Genomic DNA, 22,260 nt, shown 5'->3' on the forward strand with positions numbered 1-22,260 from the left:
ACCATGCAAACTCGTGATGACATTTTCAACACCCTGCGCGATGCCTTGGTAGAACTCTTCGAGCTGGACCCTGAGCGCGTGAGCCTCGAATCCAACCTGTATCAGGATCTGGAAATCGACAGCATTGACGCCGTCGACCTGATTGATCACATCAAGCGTCAGACCGGCAAGAAAATCGCCGCCGAAGAATTCAAATCGGTGCGCACCGTCAGTGACGTGGTCGAGGCGGTCTACCGTCTGGTTCAACCGGCCGCATGAGTCGACTGATCGGCCTTGGCCTGCTGCTGGCGGGCCTGTTGTACCCCTTTGCGGTGTATTTCGGCATGGAACACTTTGCTCCGTGGCAGTTCGGTCTGCTGCTGGGCAGCCTGTGGCTGGCGCGGGCGCTGCTGGGTGCCCGTCGCCCCGGCAGCCTGTGGATGGCGCTCACTGCGATCGGCTTTTGCCTGTTGCTGGCGCTGTTCGACAGCCCGTTGTTGCTGCGTTGGTACCCGGTGCTGATCAGCGCTTTCATGCTGGGGCTGTTTGGCCTGAGCCTGAAAATCGGGCCGCCGATGGTTGAGCGCCTGGCGCGCCTGCGTGAGCCGCACTTGCCGGCCAAGGCGATTGTTTACACCCGCCAGGTGACCGTCGTCTGGTGTGTGTTTTTCCTCTGTAACGGTTTGCTTGCCGCCGCCCTGACCCTGTGGGCGCCGCTGAGTTGGTGGATGTTGTACACCGGCCTGATTTCCTATGGATTGATGGGCCTGCTGTTTGCCATTGAATGGCTCATACGACAACGGGTACGAGGCCACCCATGAATTGGATATCACTTGAGCAGCTGTTGCTCAAGGCACAGCCGGAGCGTGCCGTTACGGCAGAACCGGCGTTGAATCACGCACAGCTGTGCGAACAGGCGCTAAGCCTGGCGGCCGGTCTGCAATCCCAAGGCGTGCAGCGTATCGCCGTGCACCTTGAAGATGCTGCTGACCTGGCGATTGCCCTGCTCGGCGCCTGGCGTGCCGGGGTCAGTGTGCTGCTGCCTGCCGACCTGCAACCGCAGACTCGCCAACGCTGGTCGAGCGAAGTCGATCTGTGGCTGACCGACCTGGCCGATGACGCGCACCTCACCGACTATCGGCAACCGCCCCTGCCCCACGCCGCACTGGATCTGGACGCCTGTCGCCTGAGCCTGTGCACGTCCGGTTCCAGCGGCGAACCCAAGCGCATCGACAAGACCCTGCGCCAGATAGCCAATGAAGTGCAGGCGCTGGAGCAGCTCTGGGGTGCCGATCTGGGCCAGGCGTGCATCATCGGCAGCGTCGCCGCCCAACACATCTACGGCCTGCTGTTTCGGGTGCTGTGGCCGCTGTGTGCCGGGCGCTCGTTTGTGCGCAAGCAACTGGCCTTCCCGGAAGACTTGCAGCGAGCCAGTCGCGAACACACGGCGTTTGCCTGGGTCGCCAGCCCGGCGCTGCTCAAGCGCATGGGCGACAACCTCGACTGGCCGGCCTTGAGCGCGGTTCGCAGGGTGTTTTCCTCGGGTGGAGCGCTACCGGCCGAGGCTGCGCAAAGCCTCTACGAACGCTTGCAGCAATGGCCGACGGAAATCCTTGGCAGCTCGGAAACCGGTGGCATCGCCTGGCGTCAGGGTCACGATCTCTGGCAGCCGTTTGCTGAAGTGGAACTGAGTCAGGACAGCGAGGGCGCGCTGCTGATCGCCTCTCCCTACTTGCCCGTCGGCCATATTGAACACACCGCTGATGCCGCCAGAATCGCTGCCGACGGCCGATTCGAACTGCTCGGACGGCTGGACCGGATCGTCAAACTGGAAGAAAAACGTATCTCGCTGCCGATGCTGGAAAAGGCGTTGATGGAGCATGACTGGGTCGCAGAAGCACGCCTCGGCGTGGTCCGGGAAAACCGCGCCTCGCTGGGCGCGCTGCTGGTGCTGACCGACGCCGGCCTGCATGCCTTGCGCAATCAGGGCCGACGCACCGTCACGCAAGAATTGCGTCAGCACTTGAGCCAGCACTGCGAAGCCCTGGCCCTGCCAAGACGCTGGCGGTTACTGCGCCAATTGCCCCTGAACGCTCAAGGCAAACTGCCTCAAGCCGACGTCGAAGCCTTGCTGTTGGCCCCCCGCCCGAAAGCGCCGGAAGTGTTGGAACAAGTCGAGGTCGATGGCGAATGGAGCCTGCAACTGGCCGTTCCGCCGGACCTCGCCTACTTCAGCGGACACTTCCCGCAAACGCCGGTATTGCCCGGTGTGGTGCAGGTGGATTGGGCGCTGAGCCTCGGCCAGCAATTGATGGACCTGCCGGCTAAATTCGCTGGCATGGAAGTGCTGAAGTTCCAGCAACTGGTGCGCCCCGGCGATGAAGTCCAACTGCACCTGCGCTTCGATCCGGAACGCGGCAAATTGTATTTCGCCTACCGCAATGAAACCGCGACCTGCTCCAGTGGGCGGATTCTGCTGGAGGTTGCAGGTGATGTATAAACCATGCGCAATCATCCCGGTCTACAACCACGAAACCGCGATCACCACGGTGGTCGACGCGCTGATCGCCAGTGGCCTGCCGTGCATTCTGGTGGACGATGCCAGCGATCCATCCTGCGCCAGGGTGCTCGATCAACTGGCGCAGCGTGAAATGGTCAACCTGATCCGCCTCGCCGCCAATCAAGGCAAGGGCGGCGCGGTCATGACCGGCCTGCGCGAAGCCTCGCGCCTGGGTTTCAGCCATGCCTTGCAGGTGGACGCCGACGGCCAGCACGACCTGCAGGATGTCACGACCTTCATCGCACAATCGCGCGCTCATCCCGACGCGGTGATCTGCGGCTATCCGCAATACGACGCCAGCGTGCCGAAGGGCCGTCTGTACGCCCGCTACCTGACCCACGTCATGGTCTGGATCAACACGCTTTCCTTGCAGATCCGCGATTCCATGTGCGGTTTCCGCGTCTACCCATTGCCGCCGACCCTGGCAGTGATCGACTCGGCGAAGATCGGCAAGCGCATGGATTTCGACTCGGACATCCTCGTGCGCCTGGCCTGGCGCAATCAGCCGATGCAGTGGCTGCCGACCAAGGTCCATTACCCGCTGGACGGTGTCTCGCATTTCCGTATGTTCCACGACAATGTGCTGATTTCGAGCATGCACACCCGGCTGTTCTTCGGCATGCTGCTGAGGGCCCCGGTGATCCTCTGGCGACGGTGGCGAGCATGAGCAGTAACGCAGACAAACAGCACTGGGCCGACCGCCAGGAGCGCGGCAGCTTCTGGCTGATGAAATTCACCGCGCTCTGCGCCAAAGTGCTGGGCCGACGGCTGCTGAGTCCGTTGCTGTACGGCATCGTCCTGTACTTTTTCCTGTTCGGTCGCAGTGCCCGCCGCAGTGCCTGGCAATACCAGCAACGCCTCGCGGACTGGAGCGCACGCCCGCAATTGCGACCGACCCACTGGCGAGTGTTCAGCCAGTTCATGGCCTTCGCCGATTCGATGCTCGACAAACTCGACGTATGGAACGGAAAGTTGAGCATCGATCACATCGAAATCGTCGACCCGGCGCTGCTGCGCAGTCAGCTGCGTGGCACTCGCGGGCAGATGCTGGTGGGCGCGCACCTGGGCAATCTCGAAGTCTGCCGCGCACTGGCGGAGATCGGCGAGAAGGTCACCATGAACGTACTGGTGCACACCAAGCACGCCGAGCAGTTCAACCGATTGCTGGGCGAGGCCGGCGCGACCAATCTGCGGCTGATTCAGGTCAGTGAGCTGGACCCGGTGATCATGCTGCAACTGCATGAACGACTGGAGCGTGGCGAGTGGCTGGCGATTGCCGGCGACCGCGTGCCGCTGCATGGCGGGCGCAGCGTGACCGTGGACTTCCTCGGTCATCAGGCTGCATTGCCCCAGGGGCCGTGGCTGCTGGCCGGCTTGCTGAAATGCCCGATCAATTTGCTGATGTGCCTGAAGAAACCGACGGGCCAATATCGCGTGACCCTCGAACCGTTTGCCGAGGCCGTGGTGTGGAAACGCAGCGACCGCGAGCAGGTCATTCATCAGTGGGCTTCCCGCTACGCCGAACGCCTGGGTCACTATTGCCTTGAAGCGCCCCAACAATGGTTCAACTTTTACCCTTTCTGGAAGACCGATGACGACGCCAACGCTTGAGCCGGTAACCTTCGGCGAACTCCCTTTGCGCATCGAAGACGTGCTGGCCGCGGCCAACCGTCAGGTGCCGACGCAGTTGCAAAGCGACCCTGCGTACCGTGAGCGCATCGCCAAGGGCGCGCGATTTCTCGATTCCCTGCTGGACAAGGAAGGCGTGATCTATGGCGTGACCACCGGTTACGGCGACTCGTGCGTGGTCGCGGTGCCGCTGCATCACGTCGAGGCATTGCCCCGTCATCTGTACACCTTCCACGGCTGCGGACTGGGCAAACTGCTCGACGCCCAGGCCACTCGGGCTGTATTGGCGGCGCGTTTGCAGTCGTTGTGCCACGGCGTGTCCGGGGTGCGCGTGGAACTGCTGGAGCGTCTTCAGGCCTTCCTCGAACACGACATCCTGCCGCTGATCCCGGAAGAAGGGTCGGTGGGCGCCAGCGGTGATCTGACGCCGCTGTCGTACGTCGCCGCAACCTTGTCCGGCGAGCGCGAAGTAATGTTCCGGGGCGAGCGCCGACAAGCCGCCGACGTCCATCGCGAACTGGGCTGGACACCGCTGGTGCTGCGCCCGAAAGAAGCGTTGGCGCTGATGAACGGCACCGCCGTGATGACCGGCCTCGCCTGCCTGGCCTACGCCCGCGCCGATTACCTGCTGCAACTGGCGACCCGTATCACCGCGCTGAACGTGGTCGCGCTGCAAGGCAATCCCGAGCACTTCGACGAGCGCCTGTTCGCCGCCAAACCGCATCCGGGGCAGATGCAAGTCGCCGCGTGGTTGCGCAAGGATCTGGCAATCGATGCGCCGACCGCACCGCTGCACCGCCTGCAGGACCGCTATTCACTGCGCTGCGCGCCGCATGTCCTCGGCGTCCTGGCCGACAGCCTGAACTGGCTGCGTTCGTTCATCGAGATCGAACTCAACAGCGCCAACGACAACCCGATCATCGACGCTGAAGCCGAACGCGTGCTGCACGGCGGGCACTTCTACGGCGGCCATATTGCGTTCGCCATGGACAGCCTGAAAAACCTGGTGGCCAACGTGGCCGATCTGCTGGACCGGCAACTCGCCCTGCTGGTGGACGAGCGTTACAACCATGGCTTGCCAAGCAACCTTTCCGGCGCCACGGCTGACCGCGCGATGCTCAATCACGGCTTCAAGGCCGTGCAGATCGGCACCAGCGCCTGGACCGCCGAAGCGCTGAAAAACACCATGCCGGCCAGCGTCTTCTCGCGCTCCACCGAGTGCCACAACCAGGACAAGGTGAGCATGGGCACCATCGCCGCCCGCGATGCGATCCGTGTGCTGGAGCTGACCGAACAGGTCGCCGCCGCCACCTTGCTCGCCGCCAACCAGGGTGTTTGGCTGCGCAGCAAAGCCGAGGACGCGCGCCCGTTACCGCCAGCCCTGGCGGCCATGCACGAAGAGCTGGCCAAAGACTTCCCGCCGGTCATCGAAGATCGCGCGCTGGAAGGCGAATTGCGCCTGTGCCTGAAACGTATCGCCGAGCAACACTGGAGGCTGCATGCGTAGCAAGGGAGTGCTTCACACCGATACGGAAATCCTCGTGCCGTTCTTTGACGTCGACACCATGAACGTGGTCTGGCACGGCCATTACGTCAAATACCTGGAAGTCGCCCGTTGTGCGCTGCTGGACAAGATCGGTCACAACTACACCGCCATGGTCGAGTCGGGTTATGCCTGGCCGGTGATCGACCTGCAATTGCGCTATGTGCGCGGCGCCGTGTTCGGTCAAAAGCTGAACGTGCGGGCCAATCTGGTGGAGTGGGAGAACCGTCTGAAGATCAATTACCTGATCAGCGATGTGAAAACCGGTGAGCGTTTGACCCGCGCCAGTTCCGTACAGGTCGCTGTCGACATGAGCAGCCGCGAGATGCAGCTGGCCTCACCGAAGATCTTCACCGATGCCGTAGAAAGGATGCTCGCATGACCCCGTTTTTCAAATACCTCGGTGCGTTGGCGTTGCTCGGGCTGTCATCGATGGCTCATGCCTTCGATTTGCAGCAGTTGAGCGATCAACTGGCCAAGCCTGATGTGATCCACGGCCATTTCATCCAGGAAAAACACCTGCGCGCATTGCCCCAGCCGCTGACCAGCAAGGGCACTTTTATCCTCGCTAAAAACCACGGATTGCTCTGGTTGTTGAAAACCCCGCTGCAACAGGATTACCGCATCACCAACAAAGGCATTGCCCGCCGCGACGCCAGCGGCTGGCAAATGCTCCCGGGCAAGAGCGCCGGCGCCGAGCAGAACCGCTTGTTCCTCGCCGTGTTGCAAGGTGACAGCACCGGTCTGCAACGGGACTTCGAATTGTCTTTGAGCGGCGACGCACAGAACTGGAAACTGACGCTGATCCCGCGCTCAATGCTGCTCAAGCAGGTGTTCAATCAGATCAACATCACCGGCAGCGAATTGGTGCACAGCATCGAGCTGCTGGAAACCCAGGGCGACAGCACCCTTTTGCGCATGCAGGACAGCACCAGCACTCAACCGTTGAGCGACGCGGAGCAACATGACTTTGCCGAGTGAACGCAGACTTCCGTGGCTGTTTCTGATCCTGCTGTTGGCGGTGCTCGCGCTAGCCGGTTGGCAATGGCGCGACGGTGCACCGCTGTCGGCCAACCTGATGGAACTGGTGCCGGGCACGGCGCCGGACGCGCTGGAACTGCGCGCCGAACAACGCATACAAGAACCGTTGAACCGGGAAATGCTGGTGCTGGTAGGCCATAAAGATCGCCCGCGAGCCATTGCCATGGCGCAGAAACTCGGCGAGCAGTGGCAGGCCAGCGGTTTGTTCGAGAAGGTTCAGTGGAACCTGCAAGCCGACTTGCCGGCGCTGCGCACGCAATTGCTGCAAGGCCGGCTGTCGATGCTTTCGGCGATGGATCGGCAGCAGTTGATCGAACACCCCGACGCCTTTATCCAGCAGCGGGTGCAAGCGCTGTTCGACCCGTTCACCGGTTTCAGCCTGGTGCCGAGCCAGGATGACTGGCTGGGCCTGACCGGGCGCATCCAGAACAGCCAACCACAACACGGCGCCGTGCAACTGGACATCGGCAGCGGAGCGCTGGTCGCCGATGCCGACGGCAAGAGCTGGGTGTTGCTGCGGGCAAAAACCACCGGCAATGCCTTCGACATGAGCCTGCCGCTGCAAGTGGCTGACCTGCTTGAACGCAGCCGAAAAGAAGCCGCCCAGGCCGACGTGCAACTGCTCGCTGCCAGCGGTCTGCTGTACGCGGCCAACGGTCAGCAACAAGCCACCCGCGAAATGACATGGGTCGGCGGCGGTGCCACCGTGGGCATTCTGTTGTTGCTGTTGCTGGCCTTCCGGCGCTGGCGTGTCTTGCTCGCTTTCGTTCCCGTGCTGGTGGGCATGCTGTTTGGTGCGGTGGCGTGCGTGGCGCTGTTCGGTCATATGCATGTGATGACGTTGGTGCTGGGCTCGAGCCTGATTGGCGTGGCCGTCGATTACCCGCTGCATTACCTGTCGAAAAGCTGGAGCCTGAAACCCTGGAACAGCTGGCCGGCGTTACGCCTGACCCTGCCAGGCCTGACGCTGAGCCTGATCACCAGTTGCATCGGCTACCTGGCCCTGGCCTGGACGCCTTTCCCGGCCCTGACCCAGATTGCCGTGTTCTCCGCCGCCGGCCTGCTCGGCGCCTACTTGTCGGCCGTGTGCCTGCTGCCAGCGTTGCTCAAGGGCGTGAACCTGCGACCGGCGCATTGGCCGCTGCGTATCTGCGAGTGTTTGCTGAACCTGCGCGAAGCGCTGCTCAAACACGTCAGTACGCCCGTGTTATTGGCACTGCTGATTGCCTTCTGCGTCGGCGGCCTGTTGCAACTGGAAAGCAAAAACGATATCCGCCAGTGGATCGGCGCACCGCAGCAATTGACCGACGAAGCCCAAGCCATTGCGCGCATCACCGGCTATCAGCCGACCAGCCAGTTCTTCCTGGTGCGCGCGGCCAATCAACAGGAACTGCTCGAACGCCAGACTGCACTGAGCGAGCGCCTGGATCAGCTGGTCAACCTGGAAAAACTCCAGGGTTACCTGTCGCTAAATCAACTGGTCAGCCAGCCGAGCGAGCAGCGCAAAGTGCGCGATGCGTTGAGCAAGTTGCCGCAGTTCTGGCAACCCTTGCTCGACCTCGGCGTGCCGGCAGAAGCGCTGCAAGCGGAGCTTGCAACGTTGCTGGCGCTGCCCGCCGAAGACATCGACGCCTCGCTGGTCGGTCCGCTGGCGGAACCTTATCGCACCCTGTGGCTGGGGCCGACCGATGAGGGCGTGGCGGCGATGGTCAGCCTGCAAGGCCTGAATAATCCTTCGCTGTTGCGCATTCAGGCGCTGGACTTGCCGGGGGTCGAACTGGTCGACCGTCTCGGTGAACTGAACAGCGTTTTCGCCGCGACACAGATCAGCGCGGCGCAGCTGAAACTCGCCTCCTGCGTGTTGATCGTGCTGGTGCTGATCCTGCCGTTTGGCTTCGGTGGTGCGTTGCGCATCGTCTCACTGCCCTTGCTGGCCGCGCTGTGCAGCCTGGCCAGCCTCGGCTGGATGGGCCAACCTCTGACCCTGTTCAGCCTGTTCGGCCTGTTACTGGTGACGGCGATCAGCGTCGATTACGCAATCCTCATGCGCGAACAGGTCGGCGGCGCCGCCGTGAGCCTGCTGGGCACCTTGCTGGCAGCGGTGACCACATGGCTGTCATTCGGTTTGCTGGCCGTGTCCAGCACGCCGGCGGTGAGCAACTTCGGCCTGTCCGTGAGCCTCGGGCTGGCGTTCAGTTTCATCCTGGCGCCCTGGGCCGGACGCCAAGTGCATGCCGCCGCCGTCGTGGAGCCAGCCGCATGATGATCGCCCTGTTTTGGCTGATGGCCCTGACGATGTTCGCCGTGGCCACCCGTATGGGTCGTCACTTCGGCCTGATCCCGATCGTCAGTCAGTTGCTGCTGGCGACCTTCGGTCTACCGCTGCTGATGTACTTCTGGATCGAGCCGGGCTGGCAACTCAGCGGCGCCGAGCTGATCTCGCCGGTATGGCTGAAAAACCTCTACAGCCTCGGTTTTGCCTTGTTGCTGGGAAACATCCTCAGCGATGTGATCGACCTGCGACTGGATCGCCAGAGCCTGAAAATCGCCCTGCCGAGTTTTTGCATTCCATTTGTCTGCGGTCTGGCGACTGCGGTCTGGTTGTTACCCGCGCAACCGTGGATCAGTTCATTGGCAGTGGGCCTGGTGTTCGCCATCACCGCGATCCCGGTGTTGTACCTCTACCTGCGACACATCAATTACCCGCCCGCCGCAACCCGGCGGCTGGTGCAAACCGCGATCCTCATCGACCTGGCATGCTGGACCCTGTTCGGCTTCGCCCAAGGCAGTCTGCACCTGAGCAGTCTGCTGCTGCCGCTGGTCGGCGCCTGCCTTCCGGTGCTTCTGCATTTGCTGGGTTTGCGCCAACCGCTACTGCACAGCGGCTGCTTTTTTGCGCTGCTGGTGGTCGCCGAACACTTCAAGCTCAATGCACTGATTTTCGGCATCGGTTATCTGCTGTGCATGGCCGCGCTGAAAGTGCCGCTGGTGTTGCCGTTGCCGGCGATCTGGATGAACCGTTTGCAAACCTGGATCGCCATCCCGCTGATCCTCACCTTCGGTATCGTGCAGATCAATGTCCACGCCGCTATGGCCAGTCTCGGCTGGGTGCAGTTGGCGGCGCTGCTGCTGTTGCCGATTGCCAGCAAACTGCTGGGCAACTGGCTCGGCCTCGGCTGGGCCGGCGCGTCATTTGCAGGCGCCAGTCGCTGGCGCGAAAGCCTGCTGCTCAATATTCGCGGTTTGAGCGAGATCGTCTTTCTCAACCTGCTGCTGCAACAACAGCTCATCAGCCCGGCGTTGTACTTCGCGCTGATGGTGATGGGCCTGATCGCCACACTGCTGCCGGCACTTGCCGGCATGCACCAAACCCCTTTGAATATCGCCGCCCCGGCAAGGAGCCCCCGTGCCAACAGTTGAAATGGAACGTCGCCAGGTTGTTGTCATTGGCGCGGGTCCTTCGGGTGCCATTGTCGCCGCGCTGCTCAAGCGCAAAGGCCACGACGTGCTGATGATTGAACGCCAGCATTTTCCACGGTTTTGCATCGGTGAAAGCCTGTTGTCGCACTGCCTGGATTTCGTCGAAGAAGCCGGCATGCTCGACGCCGTGAACGCCGCCGGGTTCCAGATGAAAAACGGCGCCGCGTTCGCCTGGGGCGAGCACTACAGCGCCTTTGATTTCGGCGACACGTTCAGCAACGGCAAGCCGACCACCTTCCAGGTCCAGCGCGCCGATTTCGACAAACTGCTGGCCGATCAGGCCGCGCTGCAAGGCGTCGACGTTCGTTATGGCGAAGCCATCGTCAGTGCCGATTTCGACCTGCCCAAGCCGCAGCTCGATGTGCTTCGTGAGGATGGCAGCCAGTACCGCGTCGAAGCTGATTTTGTACTGGATGCCAGCGGCTACGGCCGCGTGTTGCCACGCTTGCTGGACCTTGAAGCACCGTCGAATTTCCCGGTGCGCCAGGCGGTGTTCACCCACATCGAAGACCATATCGACAGCCCGACCTTCGAACGGGAAAAAATCCTTATCACCACCCATCCGACCCATCGCGACATCTGGTTCTGGACCATTCCGTTCAGCAACGGTCGCTGCTCGGTGGGCGTGGTCGCTGCCGCCGAGCACTTCGAAGGCCGCATGGACAACCTGGACGAGTGCCTGCGCGGCTTCATCGCTGAAACTCCAAGCCTGGCCTGTGTCCTGGAAAACGCGGTCTGGGACACGCCAGCCCGCACCATCGGCGGCTACTCGGCCAACGTCAAAACCTTGCACGGTCCGGGCTTTGCGTTGCTCGGCAACGCGGCAGAATTCCTCGATCCGGTGTTCTCCTCCGGCGTGACCATCGCCATGCGCTCGGCCAGCATGGCCGCCGGCGTGTTGCATCGCCAGCTGCAAGGTGAAAGCGTCGACTGGCAGACCGAGTTCGCCGCACCGCTCAAGCGCGGCGTCGACACGTTCCGCTGCTACGTCGAAGGCTGGTACGCCGGGACTTTCCAGGATGTGATTTATCATCCAGGCAGCTCAGCGGATATCCGCCGTATGATCAGCGCAATCCTCGCCGGTTATGCCTGGGACGAGCGTAATCCGTTCGTCAGCGAACCCAAGCGTCGGCTGCGCGTGCTGTCGGAACTTTGCGCTAGAGATGCCACATGATCCGTTACCTGCTTCTGGGTTGCCTCCTGCTGCTGAGCGCTTGCGCCAGCCAGGCGCCGCTGCCCGGGCAAACCGAAAACCTGCCGCTGCCGCAGCAACTGCACATTCAGCGCTTGCTGGCTGATCAGCGTCAGGACTGGGTGTTAGTAATTGCGCGCGAGGGCCCCGGCATTCGCTGGTCGATGATGGATTTGTTGGGCATTCCGCAGGCACGCCAGAAACTGATCGATGGCCAGTGGCAAGCTGACGGCCTGCTGCCGCCGAATCCGGAAGCCCGGGAATTGTTCGCAGCGTTACTGTTCGCGCTGACCCCGCAAGACGAATTGCAGGCCAACTACCCCGAGGCCTGGCAACACGGTTCCCAACGCTCCCTGCCCGCTCGCTGGGACGTGCGCTACTCGCCACCACTGAGATTTGAGTTGAACCTGCCTAAAGGTCCGAAGTACCTGGTAACGCCCTTGAGCGGGGAGACGCCATGACCGCTTACCTGAATGCTCTCGGGGTGATCTGCGCCCTGGGTCGCGACAAACAGGAAGTCGCCCGCAACCTGTTTGCTGGCGATTGCTCCGGCATGCGCAGCGAATCCGGCTGGGTGCCGGAGCGGTCGCTGCCGGTGGCGGCGGTGCGTGGTGAGCTGGCGCCGATCCCGCCGGAACTGGCCGAGCAAAGCAGCCGCAACAACCAACTGCTGCTGGAAGCCGCGCTGCAAATTCGCGATGACATTGATCAAGTGATCCAGACTTACGGCCGCGATCGAATCGGCGTGATCCTCGGCACCAGCACTTCCGGCATCGATGAAGCCAGCCGTGGCCTGGCCCATTACATTCGTGAACATGAATTCCCTGCCGACTACGATTATCAGCAGCAGGAGCTCGGCGCGCCGGCCAACTTCCTCGCCGACTGGCTGCAATTGAGCGGCCCGGCCTATGTGATCTCGACGGCTTGCACCTCCAGCGCCCGGGCGCTGATGAGTGCCCAGCGGCTGCTCGATCTGGGTGTGTGCGATGCCGTGCTGTGCGGCGGCGTCGACAGTTTGTGCAAACTGACCCTCAACGGCTTTTCGGCCCTGGAAGCGGTGTCCGAGCAGCGCTGCAATCCGTTTTCGGCCAACCGCAACGGCATCAATATCGGCGAAGCCGCCGTGCTGTTTCTGATGAGCAAAAAAGCCGGCGCGAGCCAACCGATTGCCCTGCTCGGCAGCGGCGCCAGTTCCGATGCGCACCATATCTCGGCGCCGGAGCCGACCGGCCGGGGCGCCCTGCAAGCGATGAGCAAAGCCCTGAACCGCGCGAAGGTGCAGCCCGAGCAAATCGGCTACCTGAACCTGCACGGCACCGCGACCCAACACAACGACGCGATGGAAAGCCTGGCGGTCTCGGCCCTGTTCCCGCACGGCGTGCCCTGCTCCTCCACCAAGCCGATGACCGGACACACGCTCGGCGCGGCCGGCGCCCTGGAAGCGGCGTTCTGCTGGTTGAGCCTGAGCACGAACAATCGGGAAAACCTCCTGCCGCCCCACGTGTGGGACGGCCAGCCCGACCCCGACTTGCCGGCCTTGCAGTGGGTGACCCCGGACCATCGCCTGACGTCCATTGCACCTCGCTACCTGATGAGCAATTCCTTTGCCTTCGGTGGCAACAACGTCAGCCTGATTATCGGAGATGCCCCATGATTGACTGGCCGCTCGCCGAGCTGCTGCCGCACGCTGGCGACATGATCCTCATCGAGCAGATCCTGGCGTTCGATGACGAGCAGATTCACACCCGCCTCACCGTCAAGCCCGGGGGCCTGTTCAATCGTCCCGACGGCAGCCTGCCGGCGTGGGTCGGTATCGAACTGATGGCCCAGAGTGTTGCCGCCTACGCCGGTTGCCATGCGCGCCAGCGCGGTGATGCGGTGGCGCTGGGTTTTCTGCTCGGCACCCGGAAATTCGAATGCAACGTGGAGCACTTCCCCGCGGGCACCGAGCTGACCATCCATGGACTGCGCTCGCTGGAAGACGACAACGGCATGGGCGTGTTCGAATGCCACATCAACGCCCCCGGCATTCACGCCACCGCCCGCCTGAACGTGTTCCGCCCGCCTCAGGCCGCTCAATACCTTCATGAATCCCAAGGAGCCAGCCATGACTGAATCCGTACTGGTCACCGGTTCCAGCCGCGGCATCGGCCGTGCCATTGCGTTGCGTCTGGCCCAGGCCGGGCACGACATCGTGCTGCATTGCCGCAGCGGCCTGGCCGACGCCATCGCCGTCCAGGGCGAAATCCAGGCGCTGGGACGCAATGCTCGAGTTTTGCAGTTCGACGTCTCAGATCGCGCCAGCTGCAAGGCCATCCTCGAAGCCGACGTGGAAGCTCATGGCGCCTATTACGGCGTAGTGCTGAACGCCGGCCTGACGCGTGACGGTGCTTTTCCGGCGCTGAGCGAGGATGATTGGGATGTGGTGATGCGCACCAACCTCGACGGTTTCTACAACGTGCTGCACCCGGTGATGATGCCGATGATTCGGCGTCGCGCGGCCGGGCGGATTGTCTGCATCACCTCGGTTTCCGGGTTGATCGGTAACCGTGGCCAGGTCAACTACAGCGCCTCCAAGGCCGGCTTGATCGGCGCGGCGAAAGCGTTGGCGATCGAACTGGGCAAGCGCAAAATCACCGTCAACTGTGTCGCACCCGGCCTGATCGACACGGCCATGCTCGACGAAAACGTGCCGGTGGAAGAACTGATGAAAATGATCCCCGCACAACGCATGGGCACTCCGCAAGAAGTGGCCAGCGCGGTGAATTTCCTGATGTCGGCGGAAGCGTCGTACATCACCCGGCAGGTTCTGGCCGTCAACGGAGGCCTGTGCTGATGAAGCGCGTCGTCGTCACCGGCATGGCCGGCATCACTTCACTGGGCAGCGACTGGGAGACCATCGCTGGCAACTTCGCGGCCAACCGCAGCGGCATACGCCGGATGGACGAGTGGGATCGGTTCACCGAACTCAACACGCGCCTGGCCGGGCCTATCGACGACTTCAAAGTCCCGAGCCACTGGACCCGCAAGCAGCTGCGCAGCATGGGCCGAGTCTCGCGCCTGGCGGTCGGCGCGTCGGAGCAGGCGCTGGCCGATGCCGGACTGTTGGGTAACCCGATCATCAAGGATGGCCGCATGGGCGTCGCCTGCGGCTCCTCCACCGGCAGCACCGACGAGATCAAGGCGTTCGGCAATATGCTGCTCAACTCGGTGGCGGAGGGCCTTAATGCCAACTCCTACGTGCGGATGATGCCGCACACCACTGCGGCGAACATCAGCATCTTCTTCGGCCTCACCGGCCGGCTGATCCCGACGTCCAGCGCCTGCACCAGCGGCAGCCAGGGCATCGGCTACGCCTACGAGTCGATCAAATTCGGGCGCCTGCCGCTGATGCTCGCCGGCGGTGCCGAAGAACTGTGCCCCACCGAAGCCATGGTCTTCGACGCGCTCTACGCCACCAGCCTGAAAAACGACGCCCCGCAAACCAGCCCACGTCCGTATGACAAAGACCGCGATGGCCTGGTGATCGGTGAGGGCGGCGGCATGCTGGTGCTCGAAGAGCTTGAACATGCGTTGGCACGCGGCGCGCACATCCATGCCGAACTCGTCGGTTTCGGCAGCAACGCCGACGGCCAGCACACCACCCGCCCAGAGCAAGTCACCATGCGCCGGGCCATGGAACTGGCGCTGGAAGACGCCGGGCTGCAACCGTCAGACATCGGCTACGTAAACGGCCACGGCACAGCGACAGAGCAGGGCGACATTGCCGAAACACTGGCCACCAGCGCGTTGTTCGGCGAGCACATGCCGATCAGTTCGCAGAAGAGCTTCCTCGGGCACACCTTGGGCGCCTGCGGTGCGCTGGAATCCTGGTTCAGCATCGAAATGATGAACCGCGACCTGTACGTGCACACGTTCAACCTCGACGAGGTCGATCCGCACTGCGGCAAGCTCGACTACCTGCGCGGCGAGTTCCGCCAGATGAGTAATGAGTACGTGATGAACAACAATTTTGCGTTTGGTGGCGTCAACACTTCGCTGATTTTCCGTCGCTGGCACTGATCTGAAAAAACGTCTGGAGTGAAGGGAATGACTCTGTTTCAGCGCATCGGCGCAGTATTCACCCTGGCCGTTGCGCTGAGCGGCTGCACCAGCCCGATGTACACCGCCAAGGAACACTTTCCCGGCGACAAGGGCCTGAGCGACGATCGGATGAGCCGCGCCATCGTCACCGCACTGATCGAGCGCCAATGGATCGTGCAGTCGGCGCGCCCCGGCATGATCAAAGCGGCAATCACCGTGCGCGACCGGCACCACGCCGAAATCGACATTCCCTATACCTCCACCTCGTTCGAAATGGACTACCGCGACAGCCGCGGCCTGGACTACAAGGACGGCAGGATCCACGGCACCTACAACCGCTGGATCAATTACCTGCGCGACGACGTGGTCAAGCAACTGGCCACCGACCCGGACGCTGATCAAGTCTTCGCCTCGCAAGGCGCCTATGAACCCACCTACCAGGACTTTCAGGAAGGCGTGAAACGCGCCACCGAAGTTGGTCTGCTGGATGGCAGCGTCAAGTTCTACCTGGCGGGAGAAGCACTGCCGACCCAGGTGCACAAACTGAAGGCGGTGAGCAGCAGCCGAAGAGCCGACGACAACGAAGACAACTCCGCTGAAGACACCTGCTACTGGGCGTTGCAATCGACCTTGGCGACGTTGCAAAGCAAGGCCAAGAAGGCTGGTGCTAACGCCGTGATCAACATCGCCGGCATCAACAAGCGCGACCTGAGCCAGGACACCGGGAAATACCAGTGCAGTGACGACGAGGAAATACCTGGGCTGGAAGCGCTCAAGGCCGTGGTGTCCGGGGTGGCGTTGCGCGGGGATCTGGTACGGGTTGACTGAGGCGAGCACCTCGAGAACGACAAAGGGCGCCTTTCGGCGCCCCTTCACAAACAGGTCGGCTTGTCATCGCCCTGTACCTGTCTGGCTCTGCGATGGCTGGTTGCCCAGGATCCTCAGAGTCTCACAAGCCCCTTACGGGAACGGGGGGAGTATTGCCCGAAACAGGATCAAGGGCAACGACTGGCCATTCGCCTGACTGCGCCACTTCCGATGCCATCACAGGCCAAGCGCACTACGTACCGCGACTTTGATTGCGTAAAACTCATCTGTTTCAAGGTGTGAAATAACATAAACACGCTTTCCATGTCGGTCTCGACTTTTGATCCGGTCCAGCCTGGAGAGGCTTACTGTCGCAACCATATCGCATTTCGCCCAGCAAACAGGACTGGCACCCTGTAGATGACTTTGAAGTTCCAGGTGGTGATCAAGTATGCGATCCGGAGCGGTAGTACTGAGCGGCACAACTGTCACCAGTAAGCTGTTGGTTTTGTGTTTTCGTATCACGACAACAGGTCTGACTTTGATCATTTCGGGGACTTCATACCCCCTGAAATCACAAATCAGCACACTGCCTTCCTTCGGTTGATATAGAAGTGGCATCCATGGCACTCATCGAAAGAAATCGATTTTGCTCAACAATCGCGCAAATCACTAAACAGGATCCGTTACTTTGAGTGTCCCTGCGCTCAAGCCCCCTCAACCTTCCTCGTCAACAAATCCACAAACGCCTTGGCCATCGGCGACTTCTGGTCCTTGCGCTGCACCAGCCACACCGCCGACACCGCTTCCGGATCAAGCAACGGCCGGTACACCACGCCGTCAATGCGCATCCGCTGATAAGAGGCCGGCAGCACCGACACGCCCAGCCCCGCCGCCACCAACCCGATAATCGTCATTGCCTCGCCTGCCTCTTGAGCGAAGTGCGGGCTGAAACCGGCATCGCGGGCCAGGCTGAGCAACTGTGCGTACAGACCGCTGCCATAGCTGCGTGGGAAGAAAACGAACGGTTCGAGGGCCAATGCCGAGAGGAACAAACCCTCTTCGCTGTCGTTCACTAGCGGATGTTTTGAGCTGAGCACCGCGACCAGCGGCTCACGCATCAACTCCACGACGCTGAGGGAGTCCGGCAGCCCAAGCGGTCGCATGATGCCGACTTCGATCGACTCATCGACCAGCGCGTCGGCCACTTGGGTGCTGCTCATCTCCCGCAGATTCAAATGCACCGCCGGGAAACGCTGGCGGAACGAGAAAATCGCCTGGGGAATGGTCGAGTTGAACGGCGCCGATGAGGTGAAACCAATTTTCAGTTCGCCCAACTCACCCAGCTGCGCACGCCGTGCCACGTCGGCCGCTTTGTCCACCTGCGCCAGCACCAGTCGCGCTTCTTCCAGAAACAGCCGACCGGCCTCGCTAAGCTCGACCCGACGATTGGTTCTCTCGAACAGCCGTGCTCCGACTTCCTGTTCCAGCGCCTGAATCTGCTGGCTCAGCGGCGGTTGCGAGATCCCCAGCACCTGAGCGGCGCGGCCGAAGTGCAATTCTTCGGCGACGGCGATGAAGTAGCGCAGGTGACGCAATTCCATGAAAACCCCATTAGGTCGTAAAACCTATCAAACAGGTCGAACAATATATTGGATTGAATCATTAGGCAGCTATATGCTTTTTTCATTGCCTGACCGGCTGCGCCCTCCGAGGTCCGAAGTGAAAACTGCTGTCGCCCCCCTTGCCCACGAAGTTCCGCCCACCTCGGTGGGCGATGTTGTCGCCGAATTGAAAGAGATCTACATCGAGAAAGGCACGCCAATGTTCATGCGCACGGTACTGGCGCTGTTCTCCGGCGGCTTTGCGACCTTCGCCCTGCTCTACTGCGTACAGCCGATGATGCCGCTGCTGTCCCACGAGTATTCGATCAATGCGGCGCAGAGCAGCCTGATCCTCTCGGTGGCCACCGGCATGCTCGCCATTGGCTTGTTGATCACCGGCCCGATCTCCGACCGTGTCGGACGCAAACCGGTGATGGTCGCGGCCTTGTTCGCCGCCGCACTGTGCACCATGGCCAGCGCGATGATGCCGAGCTGGCAAGGCGTGCTGGTGATGCGTGCGTTGATCGGCTTGTCGTTGAGCGGCCTGGCAGCGGTCGCCATGACGTATCTGAGCGAAGAGATCCACCCGCAGCACATCGGGCTGGCGATGGGTTTGTACATCGCCGGCAATGCGATTGGCGGGATGAGCGGCCGCTTGATCACCGGCGTGTTGATCGACTTCGTCAGCTGGCACACGGCAATGCTGGTGATTGGCGGGCTGGCGCTGATCGCGGCGACGGTGTTCTGGAAAATTCTCCCCGAATCACGCAACTTCCGCCCCCGCTCGCTGCACCCGCGCAGTCTGCTCGATGGCTTCACCATGCACTTTCGCGACGCTGGCCTGCCGCTGCTGTTCCTTGAAGCTTTCGTGCTGATGGGTGCGTTTGTCACCCTATTCAACTACATCGGCTATCGCTTGCTGGCCGAGCCGTACCACATGGACCAAGTCTTCGTCGGTCTGCTGTCGGTGGTGTACCTGTCGGGCATCTACAGCTCGGCGAAAATCGGCTCCTTGGCCGACCAACTGGGCCGGCGCAAAGTGCTCTGGGCGACGATTGTGCTGATGCTCGCAGGCCTTGCGCTGACCATGTTCACGCCGCTGCCGTTGGTGATTATCGGCATGTTGATCTTCACCTTCGGCTTCTTTGGCGCGCATTCCGTGGCCAGCAGTTGGATAGGGCGGCGAGCGGTGAAAGCCAAGGGGCAGGCTTCGTCGCTGTACCTGTTCAGCTATTACGCCGGGTCGAGTATTGCAGGGACAGCGGGCGGGGTGTTCTGGCACTTGGGCGGGTGGAACGGGATCGGGTTGTTCATTGGTGCGTTGCTGGTGATTGCGCTGCTGGTGGCGTTGAAGCTGGCGAAGTTGCCGCCGTTGGGCGGAGTCAAAGCCTGACACCACTCCGTGTGGGAGCGAGCCTGCTCGCGAAAGCGGTCTTTCAACAGACATCACTGTTGGATGTGCCGGCCTCTTCGCGAGCAGGCTCGCTCCCACAGGGGCCGAGTGTGACCTGAGATCTCTATACAAAAACGCCCGGCATAAGCCGGGCGTTTTTTATTGGACGACGATCACTCGTGATACTGCGCCGACAGTTCATGCACTGCGCGCATGAACGCACCCGCGTGTTCAGGATCCACTTCCGGGGTAATGCCATGGCCGAGGTTGAACACATGACCACTGCCTTTGCCGTAGCTGGCGAGAATCCGACCGACTTCGGTGCGGATGGCTTCTGGCTTGGCGTACAGCACAGTCGGGTCCATGTTGCCTTGCAGGGCGACTTTGTTGCCGACGCGTCGGCGGGCTTCGCCAATGTCGCAGGTCCAGTCCAGGCCCAACGCATCAGCGCCAGCGTCGGCGATGCTTTCCAGCCACAGGCCGCCGTTCTTGGTGAACAGGATGACCGGTACTTTGCGGCCTTCGTGTTCGCGGATCAGGCCGCTGACGATTTTGCGCATGTAGGCCAGGGAGAACTCCTGGTACGCCGCCGCCGAGAGGTTACCGCCCCAGGTGTCGAAAATCTGCACCGCTTGCGCGCCGGCCATGATCTGGCCATTGAGGTAGCTGGTGACCGACTGCGCGAGCTTGTCCAGCAGCAGGTGCATGGCTTGCGGGTTGTCGTAGAGCATGGCCTTGGTCTTGCGGAAGTCTTTCGACGAACCGCCTTCGACCATGTAAGTGGCCAGGGTCCACGGGCTGCCGGAGAAGCCGATCAGCGGCACGCGGCCGTTGAGTTCGCGGCGGATGGTGCTGACCGCGTCCATGACGTAGCCAAGGTCTTTGTGCGGATCAGGAATCGGCAGGGCTTCGATGTCGGCCATCGTGCTGACGACTTTCTTGAAGCGTGGACCTTCGCCGGTTTCGAAGTACAGGCCTTGGCCCATGGCGTCCGGGATGGTGAGGATGTCGGAGAACAGGATCGCCGCGTCCAGTTGCGGATAGCGGTCGAGTGGCTGCATCGTGACTTCGCAAGCGAACTCCGGGTTCATGCACAGGCTCATGAAGTCACCGGCCTTGGCACGGCTGGCGCGGTATTCCGGCAGGTAGCGACCGGCCTGACGCATCATCCATACCGGCGTGACGTCTACGGGTTGCTTGAGCAGGGCGCGAAGGAAACGGTCGTTCTTCAGGGCAGTCATGTCGGCATCCGGAAAAAAAGTGCGGGCATTTTCTCAGAGCTCGACGCAAAAGGCACGGTTGCAGGTCAGCCTTTTGTCTATCGGGTCAATTTGTCGCACAGATGCAGCGGTAAGTTTCAAGCTGCAAGCCGCAAGCGCCGTGGCTTTGAGCTTGCAGCTAAACCCTTGAAACTTGTCGCTGGCGTCGTCAGACGCCCAAGTAATCCAGGATCCCTTCGGCCGCATTACGGCCTTCGAAGATCGCCGTTACCACGAGATCAGATCCGCGAACCATATCGCCACCGGCGAAGATTTTCGGGTTGCTGGTCTGGTGCTTGTACTGACCTTGTTCCGGGGCCACCACGCGGCCCTGGCTGTCGGTCTGGATGCTGAACTGCTCGAACCACGACGCCGGGCTCGGACGGAAACCAAATGCGATGACCACGGCGTCGGCCGGGATGATCTCTTCGGAGCCCGGGATCGGCTCGGGGCTGCGACGGCCACGGGCGTCCGGTTCGCCGAGACGGGTCTCGACCACCTTCACGCCTTCGACGCGGTCTTCACCGACGATGGCGATCGGCTGGCGGTTGTAGAGGAATTTCACCCCTTCTTCCTTGGCGTTCTTCACCTCTTTGCGCGAGCCCGGCATGTTCGCTTCGTCACGACGATAAGCGCAGGTCACCGACTTGGCGCCCTGGCGAATCGAAGTACGGTTGCAGTCCATCGCCGTGTCGCCGCCGCCCAGCACCACAACCTTCTTGCCTTTCATGTCGACGAAATCTTCCGGCGACTTTTCAAAGCCCAGGTTGCGGTTGACGTTGGCGATCAGGAAGTCGAGCGCGTCATGCACGCCCGGCAGATCCTCACCGGCAAAGCCGCCCTTCATGTAGGTGTAGGTGCCCATGCCCATGAACACGGCATCGTATTCTTCGAGCAGTTGCTCGATCGTCACGTCCTTGCCCACTTCGGTGTTCAGGCGAAACTCGATGCCCATGCCGGTGAAGACTTCGCGACGATTGCTCAGCACGGTCTTTTCCAGCTTGAACTCGGGGATACCGAAGGTCAGCAGACCGCCGATTTCCGGGTTCTTGTCGAACACCACCGGGGTCACACCGCCACGTACCAGCACGTCGGCACAACCCAAACCTGCCGGGCCTGCACCGATCACCGCAACACGCTTGCCGGTCGGTATAACCTTGGACATGTCCGGGCGCCAGCCCATGGCGAACGCGGTATCGGTGATGTACTTCTCGACCGAACCGATGGTCACCGCCCCGAAGCCGTCGTTGAGGGTGCAGGCACCCTCGCACAGACGATCCTGCGGGCACACCCGGCCGCAGACTTCCGGCAGGGTGTTGGTCTGGTGCGACAGCTCGGCGGCCTGGAGGATGTTGCCCTCGGCCACCAGTTTCAGCCAGTTCGGAATGAAGTTGTGCACCGGGCACTTCCATTCGCAATACGGGTTACCGCAACCCAGGCAGCGGTGGGCCTGATCGGCCGAATGCTGGGGTTTGAAGGGTTCGTAGATCTCCACGAACTCTTTCTTGCGTTGACGCAACAGTTTCTTCTTCGGATCTTTGCGCCCGACATCGATGAATTGGAAGTCGTTGCTGAGACGTTCGGCCATCTTCAAAACCTCGTACACGACAGCTTCAAGCTACAAGCTTCAAGCTGCAAGAAAATCAAATTAATCCGCCACACCGCGCAAGCTTCAAGCTTGGCGCTTGAA

Annotated in this window: 22 protein-coding genes; 18 read left to right on the forward strand and 4 right to left on the reverse strand. The window is 61.7% G+C overall.

Features of this window, described 5'->3' with window-relative positions:
- Positions 1–3: 3 nt before the first annotated feature.
- The 17 genes from FBY01_RS24290 to FBY01_RS24370 are packed head-to-tail and all read left to right on the forward strand — an operon-like array spanning position 4 to position 16,335.
- On the forward strand, positions 4–258 hold the full coding sequence (locus tag FBY01_RS24290) for an acyl carrier protein (protein WP_007992314.1): 255 nt from the start codon (positions 4–6) through the stop codon (positions 256–258).
- A complete protein-coding gene (locus tag FBY01_RS24295) occupies positions 255–800 on the forward strand; it encodes a hypothetical protein (RefSeq protein ID WP_145309919.1) in 546 nt (181 codons plus the stop codon). The genes FBY01_RS24290 and FBY01_RS24295 overlap by 4 nt, the downstream gene beginning before the upstream one ends.
- The gene (locus FBY01_RS24300) at positions 797–2,479 is read left to right on the forward strand and encodes an acyl-CoA synthetase family protein (protein ID WP_010464375.1); all 1,683 of its coding nucleotides are present in this window, start codon (positions 797–799) and stop codon (positions 2,477–2,479) included. Before FBY01_RS24295 ends, FBY01_RS24300 begins: the two co-directional genes overlap by 4 nt.
- Positions 2,472–3,206, forward strand: coding sequence for a glycosyltransferase family 2 protein (locus FBY01_RS24305; RefSeq protein ID WP_145309917.1), 735 nt, complete (start codon positions 2,472–2,474; stop codon positions 3,204–3,206). The genes FBY01_RS24300 and FBY01_RS24305 overlap by 8 nt, the downstream gene beginning before the upstream one ends.
- Positions 3,203–4,150: a glycosyl transferase gene (locus tag FBY01_RS24310; protein ID WP_010464379.1), complete on the forward strand. Its 948-nt coding sequence runs from the start codon at positions 3,203–3,205 to the stop codon at positions 4,148–4,150. Before FBY01_RS24305 ends, FBY01_RS24310 begins: the two co-directional genes overlap by 4 nt.
- Positions 4,131–5,675 carry a histidine ammonia-lyase gene (gene hutH, locus FBY01_RS24315; protein WP_077747625.1) on the forward strand — a complete coding sequence of 515 codons (1,545 nt, stop codon included), beginning with the start codon at positions 4,131–4,133 and terminating at the stop codon, positions 5,673–5,675. The genes FBY01_RS24310 and hutH overlap by 20 nt, the downstream gene beginning before the upstream one ends.
- Positions 5,668–6,093 carry a thioesterase family protein gene (locus FBY01_RS24320; protein ID WP_010464383.1) on the forward strand — a complete coding sequence of 142 codons (426 nt, stop codon included), beginning with the start codon at positions 5,668–5,670 and terminating at the stop codon, positions 6,091–6,093. The genes hutH and FBY01_RS24320 overlap by 8 nt, the downstream gene beginning before the upstream one ends.
- Positions 6,090–6,692, forward strand: coding sequence for an outer membrane lipoprotein carrier protein LolA (locus FBY01_RS24325; RefSeq protein ID WP_145309915.1), 603 nt, complete (start codon positions 6,090–6,092; stop codon positions 6,690–6,692). Before FBY01_RS24320 ends, FBY01_RS24325 begins: the two co-directional genes overlap by 4 nt.
- Positions 6,676–9,015, forward strand: coding sequence for an MMPL family transporter (locus FBY01_RS24330; protein ID WP_145309913.1), 2,340 nt, complete (start codon positions 6,676–6,678; stop codon positions 9,013–9,015). The genes FBY01_RS24325 and FBY01_RS24330 overlap by 17 nt, the downstream gene beginning before the upstream one ends.
- Positions 9,012–10,172, forward strand: a complete 1,161-nt coding sequence (locus tag FBY01_RS24335; RefSeq protein ID WP_145309911.1) for a sodium:proton antiporter — start codon at positions 9,012–9,014, stop codon at positions 10,170–10,172. The genes FBY01_RS24330 and FBY01_RS24335 overlap by 4 nt, the downstream gene beginning before the upstream one ends.
- Positions 10,159–11,406, forward strand: coding sequence for an NAD(P)/FAD-dependent oxidoreductase (locus FBY01_RS24340; RefSeq protein ID WP_145309909.1), 1,248 nt, complete (start codon positions 10,159–10,161; stop codon positions 11,404–11,406). The genes FBY01_RS24335 and FBY01_RS24340 overlap by 14 nt, the downstream gene beginning before the upstream one ends.
- Positions 11,403–11,885 (forward strand): hypothetical protein, encoded by a 483-nt coding sequence (locus FBY01_RS24345; protein ID WP_010464392.1) that lies wholly within the window; start codon positions 11,403–11,405, stop codon positions 11,883–11,885. Before FBY01_RS24340 ends, FBY01_RS24345 begins: the two co-directional genes overlap by 4 nt.
- On the forward strand, positions 11,882–13,078 hold the full coding sequence (locus FBY01_RS24350; protein ID WP_083375220.1) for a beta-ketoacyl-[acyl-carrier-protein] synthase family protein: 1,197 nt from the start codon (positions 11,882–11,884) through the stop codon (positions 13,076–13,078). Before FBY01_RS24345 ends, FBY01_RS24350 begins: the two co-directional genes overlap by 4 nt.
- Positions 13,075–13,539 carry a hotdog family protein gene (locus tag FBY01_RS24355; RefSeq protein WP_010464396.1) on the forward strand — a complete coding sequence of 155 codons (465 nt, stop codon included), beginning with the start codon at positions 13,075–13,077 and terminating at the stop codon, positions 13,537–13,539. The genes FBY01_RS24350 and FBY01_RS24355 overlap by 4 nt, the downstream gene beginning before the upstream one ends.
- On the forward strand, positions 13,532–14,260 hold the full coding sequence (gene fabG, locus FBY01_RS24360; protein WP_145309907.1) for a 3-ketoacyl-ACP reductase FabG2: 729 nt from the start codon (positions 13,532–13,534) through the stop codon (positions 14,258–14,260). The genes FBY01_RS24355 and fabG overlap by 8 nt, the downstream gene beginning before the upstream one ends.
- On the forward strand, positions 14,260–15,486 hold the full coding sequence (locus FBY01_RS24365; protein WP_010464400.1) for a beta-ketoacyl-ACP synthase: 1,227 nt from the start codon (positions 14,260–14,262) through the stop codon (positions 15,484–15,486). The genes fabG and FBY01_RS24365 overlap by 1 nt, the downstream gene beginning before the upstream one ends.
- A 27-nt stretch (positions 15,487–15,513) precedes the next feature.
- Entirely contained in the window at positions 15,514–16,335 is an 822-nt protein-coding gene (locus tag FBY01_RS24370; RefSeq protein WP_010464402.1) for a hypothetical protein, read from the forward strand.
- Positions 16,336–16,551: 216 nt separating this feature from the next.
- On the opposite strand, the gene FBY01_RS24375 is transcribed toward FBY01_RS24370, so the two are convergent.
- Positions 16,552–16,935 carry a type II toxin-antitoxin system PemK/MazF family toxin gene (locus FBY01_RS24375; protein ID WP_010464404.1) on the reverse strand — a complete coding sequence of 128 codons (384 nt, stop codon included), beginning with the start codon at positions 16,933–16,935 and terminating at the stop codon, positions 16,552–16,554.
- A gap of 86 nt (positions 16,936–17,021) precedes the next feature.
- Entirely contained in the window at positions 17,022–17,918 is an 897-nt protein-coding gene (locus FBY01_RS24380; RefSeq protein WP_010464406.1) for a LysR family transcriptional regulator, read from the reverse strand.
- Positions 17,919–18,036: 118 nt separating this feature from the next.
- On the opposite strand from FBY01_RS24380, the gene FBY01_RS24385 reads away from it, so the two are divergent.
- Positions 18,037–19,311 carry an MFS transporter gene (locus FBY01_RS24385; RefSeq protein WP_145309905.1) on the forward strand — a complete coding sequence of 425 codons (1,275 nt, stop codon included), beginning with the start codon at positions 18,037–18,039 and terminating at the stop codon, positions 19,309–19,311.
- A gap of 173 nt (positions 19,312–19,484) precedes the next feature.
- Here the strand turns inward: FBY01_RS24385 and hemE are convergent, their stop codons facing one another.
- Positions 19,485–20,552 (reverse strand): uroporphyrinogen decarboxylase, encoded by a 1,068-nt coding sequence (gene hemE, locus FBY01_RS24390; RefSeq protein WP_010464411.1) that lies wholly within the window; start codon positions 20,550–20,552, stop codon positions 19,485–19,487.
- A 187-nt stretch (positions 20,553–20,739) separates the two neighbouring features.
- Positions 20,740–22,158 (reverse strand): FAD-dependent oxidoreductase, encoded by a 1,419-nt coding sequence (locus FBY01_RS24395; RefSeq protein WP_010464413.1) that lies wholly within the window; start codon positions 22,156–22,158, stop codon positions 20,740–20,742.
- Positions 22,159–22,260 lie beyond the last annotated feature (102 nt).

It is taken from the genome of Pseudomonas sp. SJZ077, from assembly GCF_007993905.1.
GTDB lineage: Bacteria > Pseudomonadota > Gammaproteobacteria > Pseudomonadales > Pseudomonadaceae > Aquipseudomonas > Aquipseudomonas mandelii.

What these genes read in the sequence shown, in the direction of transcription:
- hemE (WP_010464411.1), bottom strand. Translation starts at nt 20,552, where the DNA reads ATGACTGCCCTGAAGAACGACCGTTTCCTTCGCGCCCTGCTCAAGCAA.
- FBY01_RS24365 (WP_010464400.1), top strand. Translation starts at nt 14,260, where the DNA reads ATGAAGCGCGTCGTCGTCACCGGCATGGCCGGCATCACTTCACTGGGC.
- fabG (WP_145309907.1), top strand. Translation starts at nt 13,532, where the DNA reads ATGACTGAATCCGTACTGGTCACCGGTTCCAGCCGCGGCATCGGCCGT.
- FBY01_RS24355 (WP_010464396.1), top strand. Translation starts at nt 13,075, where the DNA reads ATGATTGACTGGCCGCTCGCCGAGCTGCTGCCGCACGCTGGCGACATG.
- FBY01_RS24370 (WP_010464402.1), top strand. Translation starts at nt 15,514, where the DNA reads ATGACTCTGTTTCAGCGCATCGGCGCAGTATTCACCCTGGCCGTTGCG.
- FBY01_RS24330 (WP_145309913.1), top strand. Translation starts at nt 6,676, where the DNA reads ATGACTTTGCCGAGTGAACGCAGACTTCCGTGGCTGTTTCTGATCCTG.
- FBY01_RS24290 (WP_007992314.1), top strand. Translation starts at nt 4, where the DNA reads ATGCAAACTCGTGATGACATTTTCAACACCCTGCGCGATGCCTTGGTA.
- FBY01_RS24325 (WP_145309915.1), top strand. Translation starts at nt 6,090, where the DNA reads ATGACCCCGTTTTTCAAATACCTCGGTGCGTTGGCGTTGCTCGGGCTG.
- FBY01_RS24310 (WP_010464379.1), top strand. Translation starts at nt 3,203, where the DNA reads ATGAGCAGTAACGCAGACAAACAGCACTGGGCCGACCGCCAGGAGCGC.
- FBY01_RS24335 (WP_145309911.1), top strand. Translation starts at nt 9,012, where the DNA reads ATGATGATCGCCCTGTTTTGGCTGATGGCCCTGACGATGTTCGCCGTG.
- FBY01_RS24300 (WP_010464375.1), top strand. Translation starts at nt 797, where the DNA reads ATGAATTGGATATCACTTGAGCAGCTGTTGCTCAAGGCACAGCCGGAG.
- FBY01_RS24350 (WP_083375220.1), top strand. Translation starts at nt 11,882, where the DNA reads ATGACCGCTTACCTGAATGCTCTCGGGGTGATCTGCGCCCTGGGTCGC.
- FBY01_RS24380 (WP_010464406.1), bottom strand. Translation starts at nt 17,918, where the DNA reads ATGGAATTGCGTCACCTGCGCTACTTCATCGCCGTCGCCGAAGAATTG.
- FBY01_RS24295 (WP_145309919.1), top strand. Translation starts at nt 255, where the DNA reads ATGAGTCGACTGATCGGCCTTGGCCTGCTGCTGGCGGGCCTGTTGTAC.
- hutH (WP_077747625.1), top strand. Translation starts at nt 4,131, where the DNA reads ATGACGACGCCAACGCTTGAGCCGGTAACCTTCGGCGAACTCCCTTTG.
- FBY01_RS24305 (WP_145309917.1), top strand. Translation starts at nt 2,472, where the DNA reads ATGTATAAACCATGCGCAATCATCCCGGTCTACAACCACGAAACCGCG.
- FBY01_RS24320 (WP_010464383.1), top strand. Translation starts at nt 5,668, where the DNA reads ATGCGTAGCAAGGGAGTGCTTCACACCGATACGGAAATCCTCGTGCCG.
- FBY01_RS24395 (WP_010464413.1), bottom strand. Translation starts at nt 22,158, where the DNA reads ATGGCCGAACGTCTCAGCAACGACTTCCAATTCATCGATGTCGGGCGC.
- FBY01_RS24345 (WP_010464392.1), top strand. Translation starts at nt 11,403, where the DNA reads ATGATCCGTTACCTGCTTCTGGGTTGCCTCCTGCTGCTGAGCGCTTGC.
- FBY01_RS24375 (WP_010464404.1), bottom strand. Translation starts at nt 16,935, where the DNA reads ATGCCACTTCTATATCAACCGAAGGAAGGCAGTGTGCTGATTTGTGAT.